Origin of the sequence: Nonomuraea sp. CA-143628 (assembly GCF_050942315.1) — a bacterium.
GTDB lineage: Bacteria > Actinomycetota > Actinomycetes > Streptosporangiales > Streptosporangiaceae > Nonomuraea.
This window is the reverse complement of the sequence record NZ_CP192072.1, coordinates 4124921-4143782: the sequence shown is the minus strand read 5'-3', so window position 1 is coordinate 4143782 and position 18862 is coordinate 4124921. Positions and strand designations below refer to the sequence as shown.

At 71.0% G+C, this 18862-nt stretch carries 14 protein-coding genes; 6 read left to right on the top strand and 8 right to left on the bottom strand.

Features of this window, described 5'->3' with window-relative positions; genetic code table 11:
- Positions 1–72 precede the first annotated feature (72 nt).
- Both ACQP2T_RS19170 and ACQP2T_RS19165 read left to right on the top strand, forming a co-directional pair.
- Positions 73–618, top strand: coding sequence for an EF-hand domain-containing protein (locus ACQP2T_RS19170; RefSeq protein WP_433517465.1), 546 nt, complete (start codon positions 73–75; stop codon positions 616–618).
- 78 nt (positions 619–696) lie between these two features.
- Positions 697–2550 carry an acyl-CoA dehydrogenase family protein gene (locus tag ACQP2T_RS19165; protein ID WP_433517464.1) on the top strand — a complete coding sequence of 618 codons (1854 nt, stop codon included), beginning with the start codon at positions 697–699 and terminating at the stop codon, positions 2548–2550.
- Positions 2551–2601: 51 nt separating this feature from the next.
- Here the strand turns inward: ACQP2T_RS19165 and ACQP2T_RS19160 are convergent, their stop codons facing one another.
- The 4 genes from ACQP2T_RS19160 to ACQP2T_RS19145 are packed head-to-tail and all read right to left on the bottom strand — an operon-like array spanning position 2602 to position 7472.
- Positions 2602–3960 (bottom strand): DegT/DnrJ/EryC1/StrS family aminotransferase, encoded by a 1359-nt coding sequence (locus tag ACQP2T_RS19160; protein WP_433517463.1) that lies wholly within the window; start codon positions 3958–3960, stop codon positions 2602–2604.
- Positions 3957–4736: an amidohydrolase family protein gene (locus ACQP2T_RS19155; protein WP_433517462.1), complete on the bottom strand. Its 780-nt coding sequence runs from the start codon at positions 4734–4736 to the stop codon at positions 3957–3959. The genes ACQP2T_RS19160 and ACQP2T_RS19155 overlap by 4 nt, the downstream gene beginning before the upstream one ends.
- Positions 4737–4786: 50 nt before the next feature.
- A complete protein-coding gene (locus ACQP2T_RS19150) occupies positions 4787–5485 on the bottom strand; it encodes an amidohydrolase family protein (protein WP_433517461.1) in 699 nt (232 codons plus the stop codon).
- Between the two features lie 10 nt (positions 5486–5495).
- On the bottom strand, positions 5496–7472 hold the full coding sequence (locus ACQP2T_RS19145) for a PQQ-binding-like beta-propeller repeat protein (protein WP_433517460.1): 1977 nt from the start codon (positions 7470–7472) through the stop codon (positions 5496–5498).
- Positions 7473–7555: 83 nt separating this feature from the next.
- Here ACQP2T_RS19145 and ACQP2T_RS19140 point away from each other — a divergent pair, with 83 nt between their 5' ends.
- From ACQP2T_RS19140 to ACQP2T_RS19130, 3 genes are all read left to right on the top strand, one after another.
- On the top strand, positions 7556–8389 hold the full coding sequence (locus ACQP2T_RS19140) for an amidohydrolase family protein (RefSeq protein ID WP_433517459.1): 834 nt from the start codon (positions 7556–7558) through the stop codon (positions 8387–8389).
- Positions 8386–9141 carry an amidohydrolase family protein gene (locus tag ACQP2T_RS19135; protein WP_433517458.1) on the top strand — a complete coding sequence of 252 codons (756 nt, stop codon included), beginning with the start codon at positions 8386–8388 and terminating at the stop codon, positions 9139–9141. The genes ACQP2T_RS19140 and ACQP2T_RS19135 overlap by 4 nt, the downstream gene beginning before the upstream one ends.
- Before the next feature lie 104 nt (positions 9142–9245).
- Entirely contained in the window at positions 9246–11216 is a 1971-nt protein-coding gene (locus tag ACQP2T_RS19130; protein WP_433517457.1) for a PQQ-binding-like beta-propeller repeat protein, read from the top strand.
- 4 nt (positions 11217–11220) lie between these two features.
- Here ACQP2T_RS19130 and ACQP2T_RS19125 read toward each other — a convergent pair whose 3' ends face one another.
- Positions 11221–12189 (bottom strand): helix-turn-helix domain-containing protein, encoded by a 969-nt coding sequence (locus tag ACQP2T_RS19125; protein WP_433517456.1) that lies wholly within the window; start codon positions 12187–12189, stop codon positions 11221–11223.
- A 137-nt stretch (positions 12190–12326) separates the two neighbouring features.
- Between ACQP2T_RS19125 and ACQP2T_RS19120 the strand changes: the two genes are divergently transcribed.
- Positions 12327–16301: a S8 family peptidase gene (locus ACQP2T_RS19120; RefSeq protein ID WP_433519800.1), complete on the top strand. Its 3975-nt coding sequence runs from the start codon at positions 12327–12329 to the stop codon at positions 16299–16301.
- Here ACQP2T_RS19120 and ACQP2T_RS19115 read toward each other — a convergent pair.
- From ACQP2T_RS19115 to ACQP2T_RS19105, 3 genes are read right to left on the bottom strand one after another with little or no spacing between them, the layout of a single operon-like run.
- Positions 16286–17179 (bottom strand): dihydrodipicolinate synthase family protein, encoded by an 894-nt coding sequence (locus tag ACQP2T_RS19115; protein ID WP_433517455.1) that lies wholly within the window; start codon positions 17177–17179, stop codon positions 16286–16288. The genes ACQP2T_RS19120 and ACQP2T_RS19115 overlap by 16 nt on opposite strands.
- A gap of 10 nt (positions 17180–17189) precedes the next feature.
- Complete coding sequence (locus ACQP2T_RS19110) at positions 17190–17999, bottom strand: carbohydrate ABC transporter permease (protein ID WP_433517454.1); 810 nt, start codon at positions 17997–17999, stop codon at positions 17190–17192.
- Positions 17996–18862, bottom strand: coding sequence for a carbohydrate ABC transporter permease (locus ACQP2T_RS19105; RefSeq protein WP_433517453.1), 867 nt, complete (start codon positions 18860–18862; stop codon positions 17996–17998). The genes ACQP2T_RS19110 and ACQP2T_RS19105 overlap by 4 nt, the downstream gene beginning before the upstream one ends.

Genomic DNA, 18862 nt, shown 5'->3' with positions numbered 1-18862 from the left:
GGAGCGCGCCTTTACTTAAAGTGATTATCCGATCACAATCAGTAAAGGAACCGTCAAGGCAAGGGGCACCCCATGACTGATCTCCTCGAGCGGAAACTGCGGCACTTCTTCGGGCTGATGGACCGGGACGGCAGCGACACCCTGGAGCTGGACGACTATCTCGCCGCCGCCGACGGCGTCAGCGCGTCATGCGGCCTGGCGCCCGGATCGCCCGAGCACGAGGCCGTCCGCGCGACGTTCCGCCGGTTCTGGGAGGACGTCATCAAGCCCATGGACGCCGACGGCGACGGGCACGTCAGCTTCGCCGAATACGTCGACGGCTTCACCGAGGGCGTCCTCGACGAGTCCGACGGCTACGAGCGCGTCCGGCCGTTGCTCGACGCGCTGATCGACATCGCCGACGCGGACGGCGACGGCCGGATCACCGGCGAGGAGTTCGCCCGCAGCCTCACGCACGGGTTCGGCGTCCCGGCGGACGAGAGCGCCGAGGCGTTCGCCCTGCTCGACGAGGAGGCGAAGGGGCACCTGACGCGCGAGGAGCTGCAACGCGCGTCCGCGGAGTACTTCCTCGGCACCGATCCCGACGCGGCCGCCAACGCCCTGTTCGGCAGGTTCTGACGGGCTGAGGTTTCTGATCGACACGGCGCACCTCCTACCCGCAGGGGGTGCGCCGTCTTCACTCTGAAAGGGCTGACCTTGGGCGTCACGGACGTATCAGCACTCACAGCGGCGCTGTTCGGACCGCGCTTCGGCGAGGTCCACGAACCGTGGCGCCGCCTGTTCGCCTCCGAGCCCTTCCGCGACAACGCCGACCTGTCTCCGGACGACCGCATGCGCCGGTCGTACGAACGGCTCAGGTACGTCGACAAGAGCGTCCGGTCGGTCGAGGACCTCGTGTCCGACGTCGAGTCGCTCACCGCCCTGCATGAATGGGCGTGCCCCGTGGACTGCGGCACCACCATGCTCGCCGGGATCCACTACAACCTGTTCCTGGGCAGCCTCCACGACCACACCCCGCACGAGCTGCGCAGCCTGCGCGACTACGCCCCGCTCCAGCGGACCGGGACGTTCCTGTGCACCGAGCTCGCCCACGGCAACAGCGCCGCCGACCTGGAGACGACCGCCGTCTACGACCCGCTCACCGCGTGCTTCGACCTGCACACCCCGCACCCGGGCGCCCGGAAGTTCATGCCCAACACCAGCGCGATCGGCGGCCCGAAGACCGCGGTGGTCGCCGCCCGCCTGATCGTCGACGGCGAGGACGAGGGCGTGTTCCTCTTCCTCACCCCATTGAGCGACGAATCGGGACCGCTTCCCGGGGTGGAGATCCGATGGCTGCCCGAACGGATGGGCAGTCCGATCGACCACTGCCTGACGGGGTTCGACCACGTACGACTGCCCCGTCACGCCCTGCTGGAGTCAGAGCGCGGCCGGATCCTTCCGGACGGCTCCTTCGCCGGCGGGGTCGAGCGGCGGCGACGGTTCCTGTACTCGATCGGCCGCGTCACCGAAGGCAAGCTCTGTATGAGCGCGACCAGCCTGGGCGGCACCCGCGCCGCGCTCGCCATCGCCATCCGCTACGCGCACACCAGGCGCACCTCCGGGCTCACCCAGGTCGCGGGTGGCAGCGTGCCCCTGTTCGCCTACCGCAGCCACCACGCCCGGCTGCTCGACGCGCTGGCCACCGTGTACGCCGCCACGCTCCTGCACCGGACCACGGTACGACAGTGGGCGGCCCATACCGCGCACGACCGCGGCCAGGCGGAGAACCTGGTGGCGATCGCCAAGGGTTGGATCACCTGGCAGTGCAGGGACGTGCTGATCGAGTGCCGCGAGCGCTGTGGCGCCCAGGGGCTGTTCCTGGTCAACGGGCTGGCCGACTTCCTGACCGGCAGCGAGTTGCCCATCACCGCCGAAGGCGACAACCTGCCCATCTGGCTCAAGGCCGCGGGAAAGATGCTGCTGAGGGACCCGCTGCCACCGCCTCCGCCCGCGCCGGCCCCCGCCCTGACCAGCCCGCGCTTCCTGCACCACCTGATGGTCTGCCTCGAACACATCTGGGACCGGCGGGCCCGCGCCGCGTTCGAGCGATGCGCCGACCCCCACCCGCTGAACCGCTGGAACGCCGCCACGAACCCCGCGCTGGAGCTCGTCGCCGCCCATGCCCAGCGGCTGGCAGGGGATGCCTTGCTGAACGCCGCCGCCGACGTTCCGGACGCCACGGGACAGGACCTGCCGCAGCCCGGCGTTCCGGACGCCACGGGGCAGGACCTGCTGCATCTCCTCCACCGGATCTTCGCCCTGCGGCGGATCTCCCCACACAGCGGCAGCCTGATGGCGGCGGGCCACCTGTCGGCCGAGCATGTCGAGCAGTTCCCTATCGTCCTCGACGAGGCCATCGCGCGGCTCGCGCCGTACGCGCTGCTCCTGGTGGACGCCTTCGCCATCCCGGAGGAGATCCTCCGCCGCTACCCCATCGCCAGACTTCCCGAGAAATCCGACCAGAGCGATCCCGGCGCGCTGCTGATCGAACTGAGCGGGCACGGATGACGGCCCCTGGAGGACGACCGACGGCCTTTACAAAGTAGATCCGTGCCGTCGTCAGATGGGCGGCATGGCGGCCAGCACCTTGGCCAAGGCCTCAGCCAGGTGGGCGGCGTGGCCGGGATCGTCCATGAGCATCGACTGCCGGACCCAGACCACCTCCCGAGCCGCCGCCTCGGCCGCCGGGCACGGCTCCACCCGCGCACCCTCCCGGACGAGCGCCGCCATCGTCCCGAGCGGCGGGTACCCGCCTTCGAGCGGCACCCCTTCGGCGGCCATCGCGGCCAGCAGGAACTCCCGGTCCACCGGCTCGTGAAAGCGGAGCATGAGCAGGTGACGGGAATCCCGGGTCGTGCCAGGCGGCCGCGGCACCACACTCACCGGCAACCCGCGGCCGTACGCCGTACGCGCCCCAGACGGGCCCCCAACGCACGCCGGCTGCGCACCCGCCGATTCACCACCACCCGCTGGCTGTGCCCCAGATGGGCCCCCACCACCCGCTGAACCCATACCCGCCGATTCACGGCCACTCACCGAACCCGCACCAGCCGGCTGGTCGCCATGCGCCGCGCACCACTCCGCGCCCAGTTCGCGTTCGGCGGCGGCGCAGAAAGCCTCGCGGCGGTCTATCTCGGCGTCGAGGCGGTCGAGCCAGGGCAGCAGGAGGGCGGCCTGGATCTCGGTGAGCCGCAGGTTCCAGCCGACCGATGGGTGGCCGTACCACTGGCCGCCGAGTCTGCGGCCGAGGTTGCAGACCGACCAGATCGCCTCGTACGCGGCCTCGTCGCGGCAGACGATCAGACCGCCCTCGCCCGCCGTCATGGCCTTGCTCGCCTGGAAGCTGTACACCCCGGCGTCGCCCAGGCCGCCGACCGGGCGGTCCTTGTAGGTCGCGCCGTGCGCCTGGGCGGTGTCCTCGACCACGACCAGGCCGTGGCGGGCCGCCACCGCGTTGAGCGGGTCCATGTCGGCGGGACTGCCGGCCAGGTGGACGGGCATGATGGCGGCCGTTCTGTCCGTCAGCGCCGCTTCGACGGCCTCCGGGGACAGGTGCAGGTCCACCGGGTTCACGTCGGCGATCACGGGCGTGGCACCGGCCAGGAGCACCGCCGTGGCCGAGGCGACGAAGGTGTAGGCGGGCACGATCACCTCGTCGCCCCGCCCCACCCCCAGACCTCTCAGCGCGGCGAACAGGCCCAGTGTCGCGTTCCCGACCGCAACGCCGTACGGCACGCCGGACCTGTGGGCGAACGCGGCGGTCAGGTCCGCGACCGTGGAACCGCCCTGGGTGGCGCCCCACTGGCCACTCTCCAGGACCTCGGTGACGAGAGCGCGCTGGGCCGGGTCGAGCGGCGGCGGCCACGCGGGCCAGGGCGCCGAGCGGACCGGCGTACCACCGTGGAGGGCGAGTGTCACAGAGAGCGTCCCTTTCGATGCGACGTCGGCGAAGGCTGGGGAAGATCGAGAAGTCGGGCGAGGTTGGCGCCCTGGACCAGGGTGCGGTCCGCGTCAGTGAGCGGGGCGAGGGCGATCCGGCCGAAACCGGTGCGCAGGTCGAGGAAGCAGGCGTCCGACCCGAACAGCACCCGGTGCGCCCCGATCATGTCGACGAGCCGGGCGATCCAGCGGCCGGTCATCTTGGAGCCGCAGGTCTCCAGGTAGAGGTTCGGGTGGTCGGCCGCCAGACGGGCGGCGCGGGCGAAGCCGTACGCCCAGAGCCCGGTGTGCCCCATGAGCAGCGGCACCGACGGATGGCGGGCGGCGACCGCGGCGAACTGGGCGGGGTCGCTCCACGGGGAATCGGTCTGGCCGTGGGCGAGAACGGGCAGGCCGAGCTCCCACACCGGGTCGTAGAGCGGGTCGTCCAGACGGCACTGGTGTACGTCGGGATGCAGCTTCACGCCCCACACGCCCTCCAGGGTCAGGGGTGTGCGGTGGTGCGGGTTGTAGACCTGCCAGACGCCGAACCGGCCGGGGAAGCGCTCGGCGATCTCGGCGGCCAGCCGGTTGCCGCGTACGGCGTCCGGGCCGACGGCGAGCAGGTGGCTGATGCCCATCGCGGTGACGCCGATCCGGTCCATCGTGGCCACCAGGCCCTCCGCGGACGGATCGGGGATGAGGAAGTCGGGCCAGTCGCCGACGTGGCCGTGCGCGTCGAGGACCACATCGGCCCGGTCAGGAAAGAGGGTCACATCAGCCCGCTCAGGAGGGACTCTCACGTCGGGCCGGTCAGGAAGGAGGCTCACAGCAGCCCGCTCAGGGAGCCGGAGGCGATCAGGTCGACGGCGGACGGCTCCAGGTCGAGGTGGTCGAGGAGGAAGCGGGGGCCGCAGTCGTCGGCGATCGGCGCGCCCGTACCGAAGACCAGCCGATCCGCCCCGAACCGGTGGGCGAGCCATTCGACGCCGCCCTGGGTGTTGACGGTGCCGATCTCCAGCCAGAGGCGGTGGGTCTCCGCCATCAGTTCGGCCACCGCGCGCAGACGGCGGTAGCCGGGGTTGAGCAGGAGGACGCGCTGCTCGGGCAGCCGCTCCAGCAGTGTGCGCAACTGGGCGGACGACGTCTCATCCAGGTCGATCGCGATGGGCAGGGCGATGGCGGCCAGCCAGCGCAGGGCGACCGGCCCGGTGAGGTCGAAGCGGTGACGTTCGGGACAGAGTCTGACCATGCGGACGTTCCACCCCAGCACCTCGTGAACCGCGGCCGGCGCGGACGCCCCCGTCACGCCCGGCACCACGACGGGCACCGGGATGAGCCGGGGGTCGTTCAGCCGCAGGAGGGCCTCGTTGCCCGCCTGCGCGTCCGAGTAGAGGCTGAGCGTGTGGGTCACACAGGCCCGGTCGATGCCCAGCCGGTCCAGCTCGGGCCCGGGGTCCGACGGCAGGTCGTCGAACGGTACGGGACCGATCAGCCGGTGGGCATCGATCACTGATTTCGGCACAGACCGAAATCTAGCCAGCGGTCGCCGGGATGGTCAAGGGCGGGCAGCCGGGGTCGAGCCTGATCCGGGCCAGGTTCCGGCCCACCAGGGCCCAGGCCCGCCAACTGCCGGGCTCGAAGTGGAGCTGAGGGTTGGTGTACCACTCGTCGCCCAGGCCGGTGGCCAGCAGCTTGGCGTCGGTGCCCAGTTCGTAGGCGTTGCCGCCGCCGAAGAAGGTGGACACGAACACCTTGCCCCGATGCACGGTCAGTTCCCCGTAGCCGGCGAGCTTGCCCTGGCTGACCACCTTCCTGGTGGCCAGGTCCAGCGCGATCCAGGCTCCCGAGTCGCGCTTGTACACCCCGTACAGCAGCCCGCGGTGCACCTTGATGTCCTGGAACGTACGGAAATTGGCGACGGGATCGACCTGCCAGAGCACCTTGCGCTTCCTCAGGTCGAAGGCCGCCACGGACGCCGAGGTCTTGACCGGCGGAGTGCCACCACCACCGAGCACGTCGCCGCCCAGGTAGACGACACCGGCGCCCAGCGACAGGCTCATCAGGCTCTGGCCGGGGATGACGTCCACGTACACGTCCATCTTGCCGGTGTCCGGGTCGACCACGGACAGGGCGCCCGACAGCTTGGCGCCGAGCGGCGCGGAGGCCACCAGGAGCTTGTCGGTCAGCGGGTCGTACTCGATGTCCCATGGCCGCTGCTGGTCGTGGCCCAGGTAGCCGAGCCCGCGCACCTGGTCGGTGCGGATGTCGATGGAGAGGATCTGCCCGCTGGGGTACATGGCCGCGTAGATCTTGTTGCCGCGCCGCACCAGGTCCTTGGGCTCGCCGGGCAGGCGGAACCTGCGCTTGGCGCCCGTACGCAGGTCGCGGACCTCCATCGAGAAGTGGCTGCCGATGTAGAGGGCGCGGTTGGGCACGAGCAGCATGCTCTGCGGCCGCTCGGCACCGGCGGGTATGCCGGCCTCGATCAGGTCCACGAACTCCGACTTGCCCGTACGCAGGTCGAGCCACCACATGCCACCGCTGCCCGAGACGCCGAACAGGGTGTTGTCGTCGAGCAGTTGCAGCCGTCTGGTCTCGTCGCCGAGGGACGGCGGATCGGCGATCTTCGTGAGCGCGGCGTCGCCGGTCCGGTAGCGGTAGACGGCGCCGTCCGGTCGGGTGGTGGCGTAGACCGTGCCGTCGGCGGCCACCGTGAGCATGTCGAGGCTGCCCTCCGCCAGGGCGGGCTGCCGGAGGTCGGTGCCGTCCTTGCGCACGTCGATGAGGGTCGCGCCGCTGGCCGCGAGCACGCGGTCGCCGTGCTCCGCGACGGCGCCGAACCCCGTGGGGCCGGTGGCGAGCCGCGTGACCGTGCCGGTGGCCCGGTCGATCGACATGAGCTGGGCCTTGTCGAGCAGGCCCGCGTAGACGTGGTCGGCGTCCGCGGCGATGGCCCTGACGTAACGCTCGCCGGGCGCCAGTACGCCGAAGTTCCGGACCGCGCCGGTGCTGGGAACGTACTCCCAGACCTTGCCGTCCGGGTACGTCCCCGCGTAGAGGGTGCCGTCGGGCGCCGCGGTCAGGCTCCAGACGAAACCGCCGTTCTTCCCGAACGAGTACAGGCGCTTCACCTCACCCGTCGCCGGGTCGAAGCTGTAGAGGTCGGGGACCGGGTACGTGCCGACATAGATCTTGCCGCCGGACACGGCGGTGGCCCAGCCTCCCTCCGCCTCGCCCGCCGCCGGGCCGTCCGGCAGCGTGACGCTTCTGACGACCTTGCGGGTGGCCAGGTCGATCTCCGCCAGTACCGGCGGCTTGGGACCGCGTTCGACGACGTAGGCGTGTCCTTCGTGGACGACGGCGCCGACGATCGCGCCGGTGACCGACGCCGGCCCGAACGTCTCCACCGCCGGGCTCTCACAATCGGCGACGGCAGCGGCTTCGGCGGTGGGGGCCGTGAGGAGGGCGGGTAACAGGCCGGCCACGACGACCATGAGCGAGCGGAGCATGTGGGCCTCACGTTCATTTCTGAGCAATTTTGGCCCCGACCGTAATCTTATGCGCGCTTTTCGTCAATGGCATGATTGGGCGCATGGCAATTAGGGACAAGGCCGGTATCACGTTCGACGCTTGGGGGCTGATCGGTGGACTGGAGGTGGCCCTGGACGTCGACGTGCTCGTGGGCGCCTATCCGGACCGCGACGGACCGCCCGGGACGCCGGCCACCGTACGGGCGATGCTGGCGGCGCACCGGATCCGGGCGGGGGCGGTGGCGAGCCTACGGGCGGCGCTCTTCGACGTACGCTCGGGCAACGACGCGACCCTCGCCCTGAGGGCGCCCGACGCACTGGGCGCGCCCGCCGCACCAGCGGCATCCAGCGCGCTGGCGGTGTCCGACGGAGGTGCCTCGGTGGCGTTCGCGCCGGTCGGTGTGGTGGACCTGCGGGACCCGTTAGGTGCGGGGCGTGAGATGGATCGCCTCTCGGCCGCGGGTGTCCGGGCGGTGCGCCTGTTTCCGGACGAGCAGGGCGTGGAGGCCGGTTTTCCGTCGGTCCGGCATGTCGCCCGGCAGGCGGCGCGGCTGGACATGACGGTCCTGACCGGTGGCGACGTACGCAGGTTCTGGCAGCCGTTCGCCGGGCTGGAGGCCAGGGTGGTCTTCCTCGACACGCACTTCTACCATCTGGGCGACTTCCTGGTGGCCGCCGCCGACGAGCCCGGCTTCCACACCTCCACCCGCCTGCTCAACTCCCCCGACGCGCTGGAGACGGTCGTGGCGGAGCTCGGCGCCGAGCGGCTGGTGTACGGCTCGCGGACCCCCCACTACGAACCCATTGTCCCGCTGCTCAGGCTGGCGACCAGCGGCCTGAAACCCGACGAGGTGGCCGCCGTGGCGGGCGGCAACGCCAGGAGGCTGCTCGGATGATCATCGATGTCCACGCCCATTGGGGCCCCTGGTTCTTCACCATGGACGTGGCCGGGGCGACCCTCGCCACCATGGACCGCTACGGCATCGACCGGGCCATCGTGTCGTCGACCGAGGCGGTCATCTACGACGCCCCGGCGGGCAACCGCGCCCTGGCCACAGCCCTGAACGACCAAGAAAACGGCGGGCGCGGAGGCGGCCGGGGTCGGTTGTACGGCTATGTCACCGTCAACCCGCGCAGGCTTCAGGAGGCGGTCCGGGACCTGGCCGAGTACCTGCCTACCGGCCGGTTCGTCGGTGTCAAGATCCACACCGACTACACGGGCTCGCCCGCCACCTCGCCCCAGTTGCGCGACGCCCTCGAACTGGTCGCCTCGGCGGGCTGCCCGGCGCTGGTCCACACCTGGGGCCCCTCGGTGCTCGACCTGGCCCAGGTCTGCCTCGACACGCCGGGGCTCCGGGTGATCGCCGGCCACATGGGCGCCGACGGGTTCAGGTACGCGATCGAGGCGGCCCGCGCCTGCGACCGCCTCTACCTGGAGCCCTGCTGGTCCCACGCCCCGGCGGGCCGCATCGCCGAGGTGGCGGCGAACGTGGACGCGCGGCAATTGCTGTTCGGCACCGACGCGACGCTCATCGACCCGTCGTCGGCCTTCGGCTCGGTCGCCGCGGCGAACCTCACGGGCGAGACGGCCGAGCGGATCGCGTGGCGCAACGCGGCGGAACTGTTCGGCCTGGAGGCGGCCCTCTAGCGGCGATCCGATCCGACGGCGGCGGCCCAGCACCTCTAAGCAATCTGGACATTACGGCCCGGTCCGTTATAGCGTGCGGCGCAACTTCACCAAGGGAGCCGCACATGATCCCCCGTCGTCGTTTCCTGCGAGCGGCCGCCGCGGCCGCCTCCCTCACCGCCGTACCGATCACCCAGGCCCGGACCGCCGAAGCCCGGTCCGGCGCGGAGACCAGGAGCGGCCGCGAGCCCGAGGGCACCGTCACCGGCCTCGGGCCCGCGAGCGTCGCCAGCCCGCTGGGCAACGGCGAGTTCGTCGGCGGCGTCCTGTACGTGGGTTCCCGCGGCCTGTCTCCCAACGTGGTGGGCGCCTATGACCTGGCCAAGGATTCGGTCACCACCCATTTCGACATCCCCACCGGCGTGGGCATCTGGGCGATGTGCCGGGTGGGCACCGACGTCTACGTGGGCACGCACGCCCGTTCCGACCTCTACCGCGTCGACACCGTCGCGGGACAGGTGACGAAGGTCGCCGAATATCCCGACCACTACATCTGGACCATGGCCTCCTCCCCCGACGGCAAGGTCTACATGGGCACGTCGGAGCCGGGCCGCGTCTGGGAGTACGACCCGGCCACGGGCACCAGCCGTGACCTGGGCCAGCCCGCCCCCGGCGAGGCGTATGTGCGCAGCATCCAGGCCGACGACAAGTACGTCTACGCGGGCGTCGGCTCCCACGCCCACCTCGTCGCGATCGACCGGGCGACCGGCGAGAAGCGGGAGCTGCTCCCGGCCGCCCTGGCCGACCGCGACTGGGTGTCGAGCATGAACATCTCGGACACGCACATCGCCGGCGGCATGAACTCCCTGGCCGAGCTGGTCGTCCTCGACAAGGCCGCGCCGGGCGACTACAAGCTGGTCAAGGCCACGGCTCCGGGCGAGAAGTACGTCGTCGCGGTGCTGATCCACGACGGCTATGTCTACTTCTCCGGCCGCCCCTCGGGCACCTTCTACCGCTACGAACTGGCCACGGGCAAGCTGGAAGTGCTCGGCGTGCCGTACTTCGAGGCGCTCACACACCGGCTGCTGGCCCACGAGGGACGCGTCTACGGCATCCAGGACAGCGCGGTCTTCGTGTACGACCCGGCGACCGGCACCCTCGACTACCTCAACCTGGTGCAGCGCGGGCTCAAGGCGGCGCCGGAGGAGCCGATGTCGGTCCACTCCGACGGCCGCCGCGTCTACGTGGGCGGCAAGGGCGGCGCCGACGTCCACGACCTGGCCACGGGCAAGGTGAGCAGGCTGGGCATCTCGGGCGAGCCGAAGACGCTGCTGACCGTCGGCGGCACCACCTACCTCGGCGTCTACACGCAGGCCGCGCTCTACTCCTACCGGCCGGGCGACGCGGATCCGAAGCTGCTGGCCCGCACCGGCAACCAGCAGGACCGGCCGCGCGACCTGGCCTACGACGCGCGGACGGGCCTGGTCGTGATGCCCACGCAGCCGGAGCCCGGCCACATGAACGGCGCGCTGTCGCTCTACTCACCGCGCACCAGCACGTACGAGACCTATCGTCCCGCCGTCGAGCGGCAGACCGTCTACTCCGTCGCCACCCGCCTCGGCACCGCCTACCTCGGCACCACCACCCAGGAGGGCCTCGGGCTGCCGCCTGTCACCACGAGCGCCCGGCTGGCCGCGTTCGACCTGGTCAAGCGGAAGCTGCTGTGGCAGGTCGAGCCGATCGCGGGCGCGCGGTACATCGCTTCCCTCGCCCTGGGCCCGATCACCCTGTACGGCATGGCGAGCACGGGTGAGGTGTTCGAGTTCGACCTGATCCGCAAGAAGGTCACCAGGACGCTGAAGGTGGGCGCCAAGGGCGGCGAGCTGTTCGTCACCGGCCGCGTCGCCTACTGCACCGACGGCGACAAGGTGTACAAGCTGGACCTGGTCACGTTCACGGCGAAGACGATCGTCGAGGGCTTGGCCGGTCAGTGGTTCGGCGGCGAGCCCAAGCTGGCCCTGGACCCCTCCGGCACGGCCCTGTACGGCGTGCGCGGCCGCGACCTGGTCCGCATCGCGATCTCAGGCCGCCGCTGAGCCCTCAGATCCACCCGCGCTCCCTCGCCGCCATCCCCGCCTGGAAGCGGGTGATGGCGTTGAGGTCCCGCATGAGGTCGTGGATGCGGCGCTGCACGGTACGCAGCCCGAGCCCGAGCGCCCGCGCGATGCCCTCGTCGGTCAGTCCCCCGGCCATCAGCGCCAGCAGGTCCCTGGCCAGCTCGTCCGGACCGTCGGCGGGCGGCCGGGGCACCGCGCGTAACGGGAAGCCGCGCAGCCACTCCCGCTCGAACAGCGCGATCAGCGCGTCCAGCAGCGCCGAGTGGTGCAGGATGAACGCCGCGTCGATCGAGTACGCCCCGCTGCGGATGGGGATCAGCGCGAGCGCGTCATCGGCGATCCAGATCTTCACCGCCGCGTCCGCCACCACGCGTATCTTCTCACCGCGCGCCGCCGCGGCCTGGATCAGCTCCAGCCGGCCCGGCATCGCCAGCGCCTCCAGGTCGTAGACGCTGCGGTAGTCGACCCCCGCCTGGAGCATCCGCAGCTCGCGCTCCGTATTACCCGACAAGTCCGGCATGACGTATGGGGGCTTGTCGATGTTGCGGAACATGCTCTGGGCGCTCTCCTGGAGCGCGTACGCCCGGCTGATGATGTTGTCGGTGCCCATGACCACCTCCACCTGCTCGGCCGGATGCGCCGCGTAGCGCGAGGCCCGCTGGAACGACGTGGTGAGCTCGTGGATGGCCGTCCGCACCTGGTGCAGCTCCTCCTCCTGGCGGCTGAGCATCGGCCGGATGGCGATGTCCGGCGCGACCGCCACGTACCGGGCGCGGCGGCCGGGCAGGCGGCTGGCCAGCCCGCGCCTGGCGAATCCGGCGAGCGTGCGCGCGGCCAGCGGCGTCGAGACCCCGCAGTGCGTGGCGAGTTCGGCGGCCGATGACCGCGGATTCTCGACGAGCATCGTGTACAGGCGGCTCTCGGCCGGTGACAGGCCGATCGCTTCGAGCATGGCGGCACCCTTCTGACCGATGGCGGGATACCGCCACCTGGCGGGTTTTGGCCCCTCCGGCGTACTTGTGCCCTGACTGATTCCCAGATTAGGTCAGCGAGGAAACGATCTCCACCGCACAGGAGAGTGCCGTGCGCATGCTGTCCACCCCCCGGCGCCGCGGTCTCGGGGCCTTACTCGCGTTCGCGCTGGCGGTGCCGCTGGCCGCCGTAGCCGAACCGGCCACCGCCGCGCCCGCCGCCGCACCCGCTGAGGCACCCGCCAACGCGCCCGCCGCCGTCAAGGCACCGGGTACGGCGCCCGTCAAGATCACCCTGGTCACCGGGGACACCGTCACCTACTCCAAGGACGCCAAGGGCCGCGCATCGGTCGTCGTGGACCCCCGCGACGGCCAGGAGGCGACGAACTACCAGGCCCAGCAGGACGAGCACGGCTACTACGTGATCCCCGCTGACGCCGGGCCTTACGTCAGCAGCGGCCTGCTGGACAAGGAGCTGTTCAACGTCGACTACCTGGCCGTCAACGGGTACGGCGACGCCAAGGCCGATCGGCTGCCCCTCATCGTCCAGTACCAGCCGCAGGTGAAGTCCGGCGACGTCGCGGGCAAGGCCCGGTCGCTGAAGGGCGGCGCGGAGCCGCTGGTCCTGAAGAGCATCGACGGCGCCGCGCTGAAGGTCGACAAGAAGCAGGCCCGAGCGTTCTGGCAGTCCGTCACCGGGGAGACGACCCCGTCGGAGGCCAGGGCGAAGGCGGCCCCCGCCCTCGAGAGCGGCCTGCGCAAGGTGTGGCTCGACGGGAAGGCCAAGGCGCTCGACGACGTCAGCAACCCGCAGATCGGCGCGCCGAAGGCGTGGGCCGCCGGGTTCGACGGCACCGGCGCCACGGTCGGCATCATCGACACCGGCATCGACTCCCGGCATCCCGACCTTCAGGGCAGGATCGCCGAAGCGCGCAGCTTCGTCCCGGCGGGCAGCCCCGGCGGTGGCGACCCGGCCGACGCCACCGACAGGTTCGGCCACGGCACCCACGTGGCGGGCATCATCGCGGGCAGCGGCGCCGCGTCCAACGGCCGCTACAAGGGCGTCGCGCCCGGTGCCCGGCTGACCATCGCCAAGGCGCTGGACGACACCGGCAGCGGCAACAACTCCGAGATCATCGCGGCGATGGAATGGCAGGCGGCCACTGAGCACGCCCGGGTGGTCAACATGAGCCTGGGCAGCAACGGCGCGACCGACGGCACCGACCCGCTGAGCCAGGCGGCCAACGACCTGACCGCCGAGTACGGCACGCTGTTCGTGGTCGCGGCGGGCAACTCGGGGCCCGGCCGGTTCACCGTGGCCGCGCCCGGCGCGGCGACCTCGGCCCTGACGGTCGGGGCGGTCGACTCCGCTGACAAGATCGCGTCGTTCTCCAGCCGCGGCCCGCGCCTGAGCGACGACTTCGCGATCAAGCCGGAGATCACCGCGCCCGGCGTGAACATCATCGCGGCCCGCGCGGCCGGGACCTCGCTCGGCCAGGGCAGCAGCGTCCCGGGCGGCGGCCCGATCGACGCCAACTACACGGCGGCGTCCGGCACCTCGATGGCCACCCCGCACGTGGCCGCCTCGGCGGGCATCCTGGCCGCCCAGCACCCCGACTGGACGGCCGAACAGCTCAAGACCGCCCTGGTGGGCACCGCACAGCCCCTGGACGCCACCTCGCCGTACGACCAGGGCGCCGGTCGGCTGGACATCGGCCGGGCCGTCACCCAGCAGGTCTTCGACGACCTGTCCACGGTCGCGGCCGGGTTCACCGACCCGTACACCGGCCAGACGCTCACCAAGAAGGTGACCTACCGCAACACCGGCAAGGACCCCGTCACGCTGGCCCTGTCGCTGGCCCTGACGCGCGACGGCACGCAGGCGCCCGCCGGGATGGCCACGATCACGCCGTCGTCGGTGACCGTCCCCGCCGGCGGCACCGCCGCCGCGGACCTCACCATCGAGCCCAAGCTCGGCGACCCCGGCTGGTACGAGGGCCGGCTGACGGCGACGGGCGGGACCGACCGGCTGACGACCCCCATCGCCTTCCGCAAGCAGGCCCAGATGGACACGGTGCGCGTCAAGCTCGTCGGCAAGCCCGAGTGGACGAGGCTGAACCCCGGACCGCTGTCCTTCATCAGGGTCAGCGACACCGATCCGCTCCTCGACGGCGAGCCGCTCACCCTGGTCACCGAGAACTGGAAGGCCACCGATGTGCCCGGCACGATGGAGGCCGTGATCAAGCTGGCCCACGGCGGCGTCTACTCCACGAGCGCCGCGTCATGGTGGTACACCATGCCGGCCCGCCAGATCCAGTCCAGCCTGCTGGTCGCCCCGGAGACCAAGCTCAACGGCGACACCACGATCGTCCTGGACGCCACCAAGGCCGAGCAGCTCAAGATCAGCACGCCGCGCGAGTCGGAGCCGGTGTTCCTCAACACGATGAACGCGCGGACCACCGCCGCCGGGCGGATGTACGCCGGCGCCTCGCTGCTGAGCTACGAGCCGGTCACCACGGGCGGCTACTGGGTCACGCCCCTCACGTCCAAGCCGGCCGTGGGCACCTTCACGTTCCTGTTCGACGAGATCCGCCGGGCCCCGGAGGTCTCGCTGAGCGTGCCGGGCCTGCGGCTGAACCCGCACTACATCAGTGAGCACGACGCCCTGGTACCCAAGTTCGCCGCCGACCGGCGCCTGAGCCTGACCGTCAGCGGCGCGGACGTCCGCGGCAAACTGGTCTACCTCCCGGCCAGGAACTCGCTGCAACTCCTCCTGACCGACCTGGAACTGGCGCTCAAGGGCGGCGCCGCGGGTGTGATCACCAGCGACCGTTTCGCGTGGGTCATCAGCGCCGACGCGTACAAGGCCCAGAACCGGCTGCCCATCCTGTGGATCGACAGCGCCGAAGCCGACGCCCTGGGCAAGGCCATGGCCCGCAAGCCGTACCCGGCCGGCAAGCTGACCGTCCAGCCGACCAGCCCGTTCGAGTACAAGCTGGCCTACTACCTGAAGGGCACCACCGCCGGCCGCCTGACCTTCGCCCCGAAGGCCCGCGACCTGACCGAGATCGACACCACCTACCACTCCGAGATCCCCCCGAAGCAGGGGGCGTGGGGGCCGTACCCGAACTTCAACGAGGTCGACCACACCTTCATCCCCGTGCAGCCGCTCAGCGTGCGCGGCTCGCACCTGTTCGGCGCGCCCCTGACCCGGACCGAGTACTACAACACCACCGGCAGCGAGGTACTGTGGCAGCGCGGCTATCAGTTCCTCGACCCCGCCACGGACATCGCCCGGCTGGCCACGTCCGAGCGGGCGTTCACCCGCGCCACCCAGGAGCGGGAGGACTGGAACGAGGCCCTGATACCCACCCAGATCACCAACGGGCCTGACCGGCCGGACTGGGCCGCTCCAGCGATCTTCTGCGACACCTGCCGCCAGGGCGACCGGATGCGGTTGCGCGCGCTCACCCCGTTCGGCCTCGGCCAGTACTCCGACGCCTCCGACCCCAGCCACACCTACGTGGGCGCGCTGGGCGACGAGCAGACCCATCTGTTCAACGGCGACACGGAGGTGCAGCCCCAGGTCGACGAGATCGGTGTGCCCTACTACAGCGTGCCCGCCGGGTCGGGGACGTACCGGCTGACCGATGTGTGGAAGGACGCCTTCCCCGGCAAGCACTCCGGCACCAGCGTCGAGTCCACCTGGACGTTCCGTTCGGCCCGGCCGACGAAGGACAACACCCCTTACACCTGCATCGACACCGTGCTCTTCGATGACAAGCAGCCCTGCGCCAAGCTGCCGCTGATCCAGCTCCGGTACCAGCTCAACCTGCCGGGGAACGACACCGTGGCGGCGGGCCACCTGTTCACCTTCACCGTCAAGGCGGAGGGCGCGTCCACACTGCGGCTCTGGACCTCGGCCGACAAGGGCGCCCACTGGTCGCCGGCCACGGTCCTTCCGGGGCTGGGCGGCTCGTACAAGGTGCTCACGCTCAACCCCGCGGGCAGCATCACGATCAAGGCCGAGGCGAAGGGCAAGGACGGCAGCGCCGTCACGCAGACCATCGCCGACGCCTACATGGCGAGGTAACCGCCCGCCCTCGCCACCGCGGCCCGTTCCTGCTCCGGCAGGGGCGGGCCGTACGGGTCATGGGCGTGTGACTCCGGGATCCGGCCCTCGGCCGCCGCGAGCCACAGCATGCGCTGGACGTAGCCCTCCATGGGCTCGGTGAAGGTGGCGGTGGCCAGGCGGTCCAGGCGGCCCGACGCCGCGTCGAAGGCCCGCAGGTCCGAACCTCGGTAGGCGGCCATGACCTCGGCCGTGACGGAGACCGACGCGGCCGCGAGGCCCACCAGGGCGGCCTCGGCGCCCCACAGAAGCGAAGGGCCGAACATGCGGTCCTCGCCGGTGATGGCCAGCCGGCCGGCCTCCCTGGCCAGGGTGATGGCGCGCTGGCAGCCCATGGCGTCGGACAGCAGCGCGGTCTTGATCCCGGCCACGCCGGGATGCCGGAGGAGGTCCCGCATCGTGTCGGCCGGGCAGGGCCGGGTGTAGAGGTCGAAGGCGATCATGGGGATCCCGGCCGCCCGCCAGATCGCCTCGTGGCCGCCCAGCCGGTCACCCTCGGCCGGGAAGACCAGAACGCCATCCGCGCCGAGGCTCGCGGCCATCCGGGCCTCATCCGCCGCGCCGGACGGCTCAGGCGAGCCGCCGACGCCGACGATGACCGGGACGCCGAGCGCGACCGCGCGCTCGATCACGGCGGCGCGTACGTCCGGGCTCAGGTACGGCCCGCGCCCGGTGTGCGCGAGCACAGCCAGCCCGTCGGCACCGTCCTCGACCAGCCCGGCGAGGTAGCGCGACACCACGCCGAGATCCACCTCGCCCGACTCCGTCATGGGGGTGGCCGCGGCGGCGAGCAGCGTGCCGCGAAGACGATCACGGAGGACTTGTGCCGAAATATCCACCCGAGAGAGCTTATTTCAGCCCAGTCATCGCGATGCTGTTGACCAGGTACCGCTGCAACAGGAAGAAGACCAGCAGGCACGGCACCACGGAGATCGCCGCCGACGCCATCAGCACCGACAGCTGCATCTCCTCGGTCCGCAGCGTGGTCAGGCCGACGGTGAGCGTACGCGTGGCGTCGCTCTGCCCCACGACCAGCGGCCACAGGAAGTCGTTCCAGTGCCACAGGAACACGAACACGCCCAGCGTGGCCAGAACAGGCCGGGTCAGCGGCACCACGATCGTCCAGTAGACCCGCAGCTCGGAGGCGCCGTCCACCTTGGCCGCGTCGAACAGCTCGTCGGGCAGCCCCATGATGAACTGCCGCATCAGGAACACCGCCTGCGAGTTGGCCAGCGTCGGCACGATCAGCCCCCAGAACGTGTCCACCCCGTCCAGGCTGTTGACCAGCACGAACGTCGGGATCAGGGTGGCCTGGAAGGGCACCATCATGGTCGCGAGGAACGTCCAGAACATCGCCTGGCGGCCGGGGAAGCGCTTCTTGGCGAAGGCGTACCCGGCCATCGAGGCGGTGAGCAGGATGATCACCACCGAGACCACGGCGTACACCAGCGAGTTGACCGTCCACCCCACGAAGCCGGAGGCGGACAGCACCCGTGTGAGGTTGTCGAGCGTGAGCGAGTCCGGCCACCGCGCGGGCAGGGTCGGGGCGCCCGCGGGCGACAGCGCGACGATCAGCATGGCGGCGAACGGGCTGACCGTCAGCACCGACAGCACGCCGAGCAGCGCGACGAGCGGCCATCTCCGCCACGTGCGCGTCATGTGTTCCCCCGGTCCAGGAAGCGGCGCTGGATCAGCGACACGACGAGCACCAGGGCGAACAGGACCATCCCCCACGTGGCGGCGTAGCCGAAGTCGAAGGATCTGAAGCCGTGGTCGTAGATGCCGTAGATGAGGGTGTAGGTGGCCCTGGCGGGACCGCCGCCGGTCATCACGTAGACGGTGTCGAAGGTCTGGAAGGCGCTGATCGTCTCGATCACCAGGACGAAGAAGAGCGCGGGCTTCAGCAGCGGCAGCGTGATCCGGCGGAAGCGCTGCCACGCCGAGGCCCCGTCGACCCGGGCCGCCTCCAGGTAGGAGCCGGGGATCGCCTTCAGCCCGGCCAGCAGGATCAGCATCGAGTAGCCGAAGCCCTTCCACGCCGACACCACGGCCAGGGCCGGCAGCACCAGCGACGACTGCTCCAGGAAGGCCACCGGGCCGAGCCCGGCCTTGCCCAGGATGCCGTTGATCAGGCCGTCGAACTCGTAGATCCACCGCCAGATGACGCCGGCCAGCACGAAGCTGGTCACGTACGGCAGGAACAGCATGCCGCGGAACAGGCCGCGCAGGAACACGACCTGGTTCAGCAGCAACGCCGTGCCGAGCGAGACGAGCAGGGTGAGCGGCACGTAGACGGCCACGTACACGAGCGTCACGCGCAGGCTCGTCCAGAAGATCGTGTCGTCGAGCAGCCGCGCGTAGTTGTCCGCGCCGACGAAGCTCCACTCGCCGCCGATGTTCCAGTTGGTCAGGCTCATCCCCGCCGCGCCGAGGGCGGGGAAGATCCGGAAGATGAGGAAGAGCACCAGCACGGGCAGCACGAACAGCAGGCCCGTGACCGGGTCACGCAGGCGTTGGCGCAT

What these genes read in the sequence shown, in the direction of transcription:
- ACQP2T_RS19170 (WP_433517465.1), top strand. Translation starts at nt 73, where the DNA reads ATGACTGATCTCCTCGAGCGGAAACTGCGGCACTTCTTCGGGCTGATG.
- ACQP2T_RS19145 (WP_433517460.1), bottom strand. Translation starts at nt 7,472, where the DNA reads ATGCTCCGCTCGCTCATGGTCGTCGTGGCCGGCCTGTTACCCGCCCTC.
- ACQP2T_RS19140 (WP_433517459.1), top strand. Translation starts at nt 7,556, where the DNA reads ATGGCAATTAGGGACAAGGCCGGTATCACGTTCGACGCTTGGGGGCTG.
- ACQP2T_RS19135 (WP_433517458.1), top strand. Translation starts at nt 8,386, where the DNA reads ATGATCATCGATGTCCACGCCCATTGGGGCCCCTGGTTCTTCACCATG.
- ACQP2T_RS19130 (WP_433517457.1), top strand. Translation starts at nt 9,246, where the DNA reads ATGATCCCCCGTCGTCGTTTCCTGCGAGCGGCCGCCGCGGCCGCCTCC.
- ACQP2T_RS19125 (WP_433517456.1), bottom strand. Translation starts at nt 12,189, where the DNA reads ATGCTCGAAGCGATCGGCCTGTCACCGGCCGAGAGCCGCCTGTACACG.
- ACQP2T_RS19120 (WP_433519800.1), top strand. Translation starts at nt 12,327, where the DNA reads ATGCTGTCCACCCCCCGGCGCCGCGGTCTCGGGGCCTTACTCGCGTTC.
- ACQP2T_RS19110 (WP_433517454.1), bottom strand. Translation starts at nt 17,999, where the DNA reads ATGACGCGCACGTGGCGGAGATGGCCGCTCGTCGCGCTGCTCGGCGTG.
- ACQP2T_RS19105 (WP_433517453.1), bottom strand. Translation starts at nt 18,862, where the DNA reads ATGCGCCAACGCCTGCGTGACCCGGTCACGGGCCTGCTGTTCGTGCTG.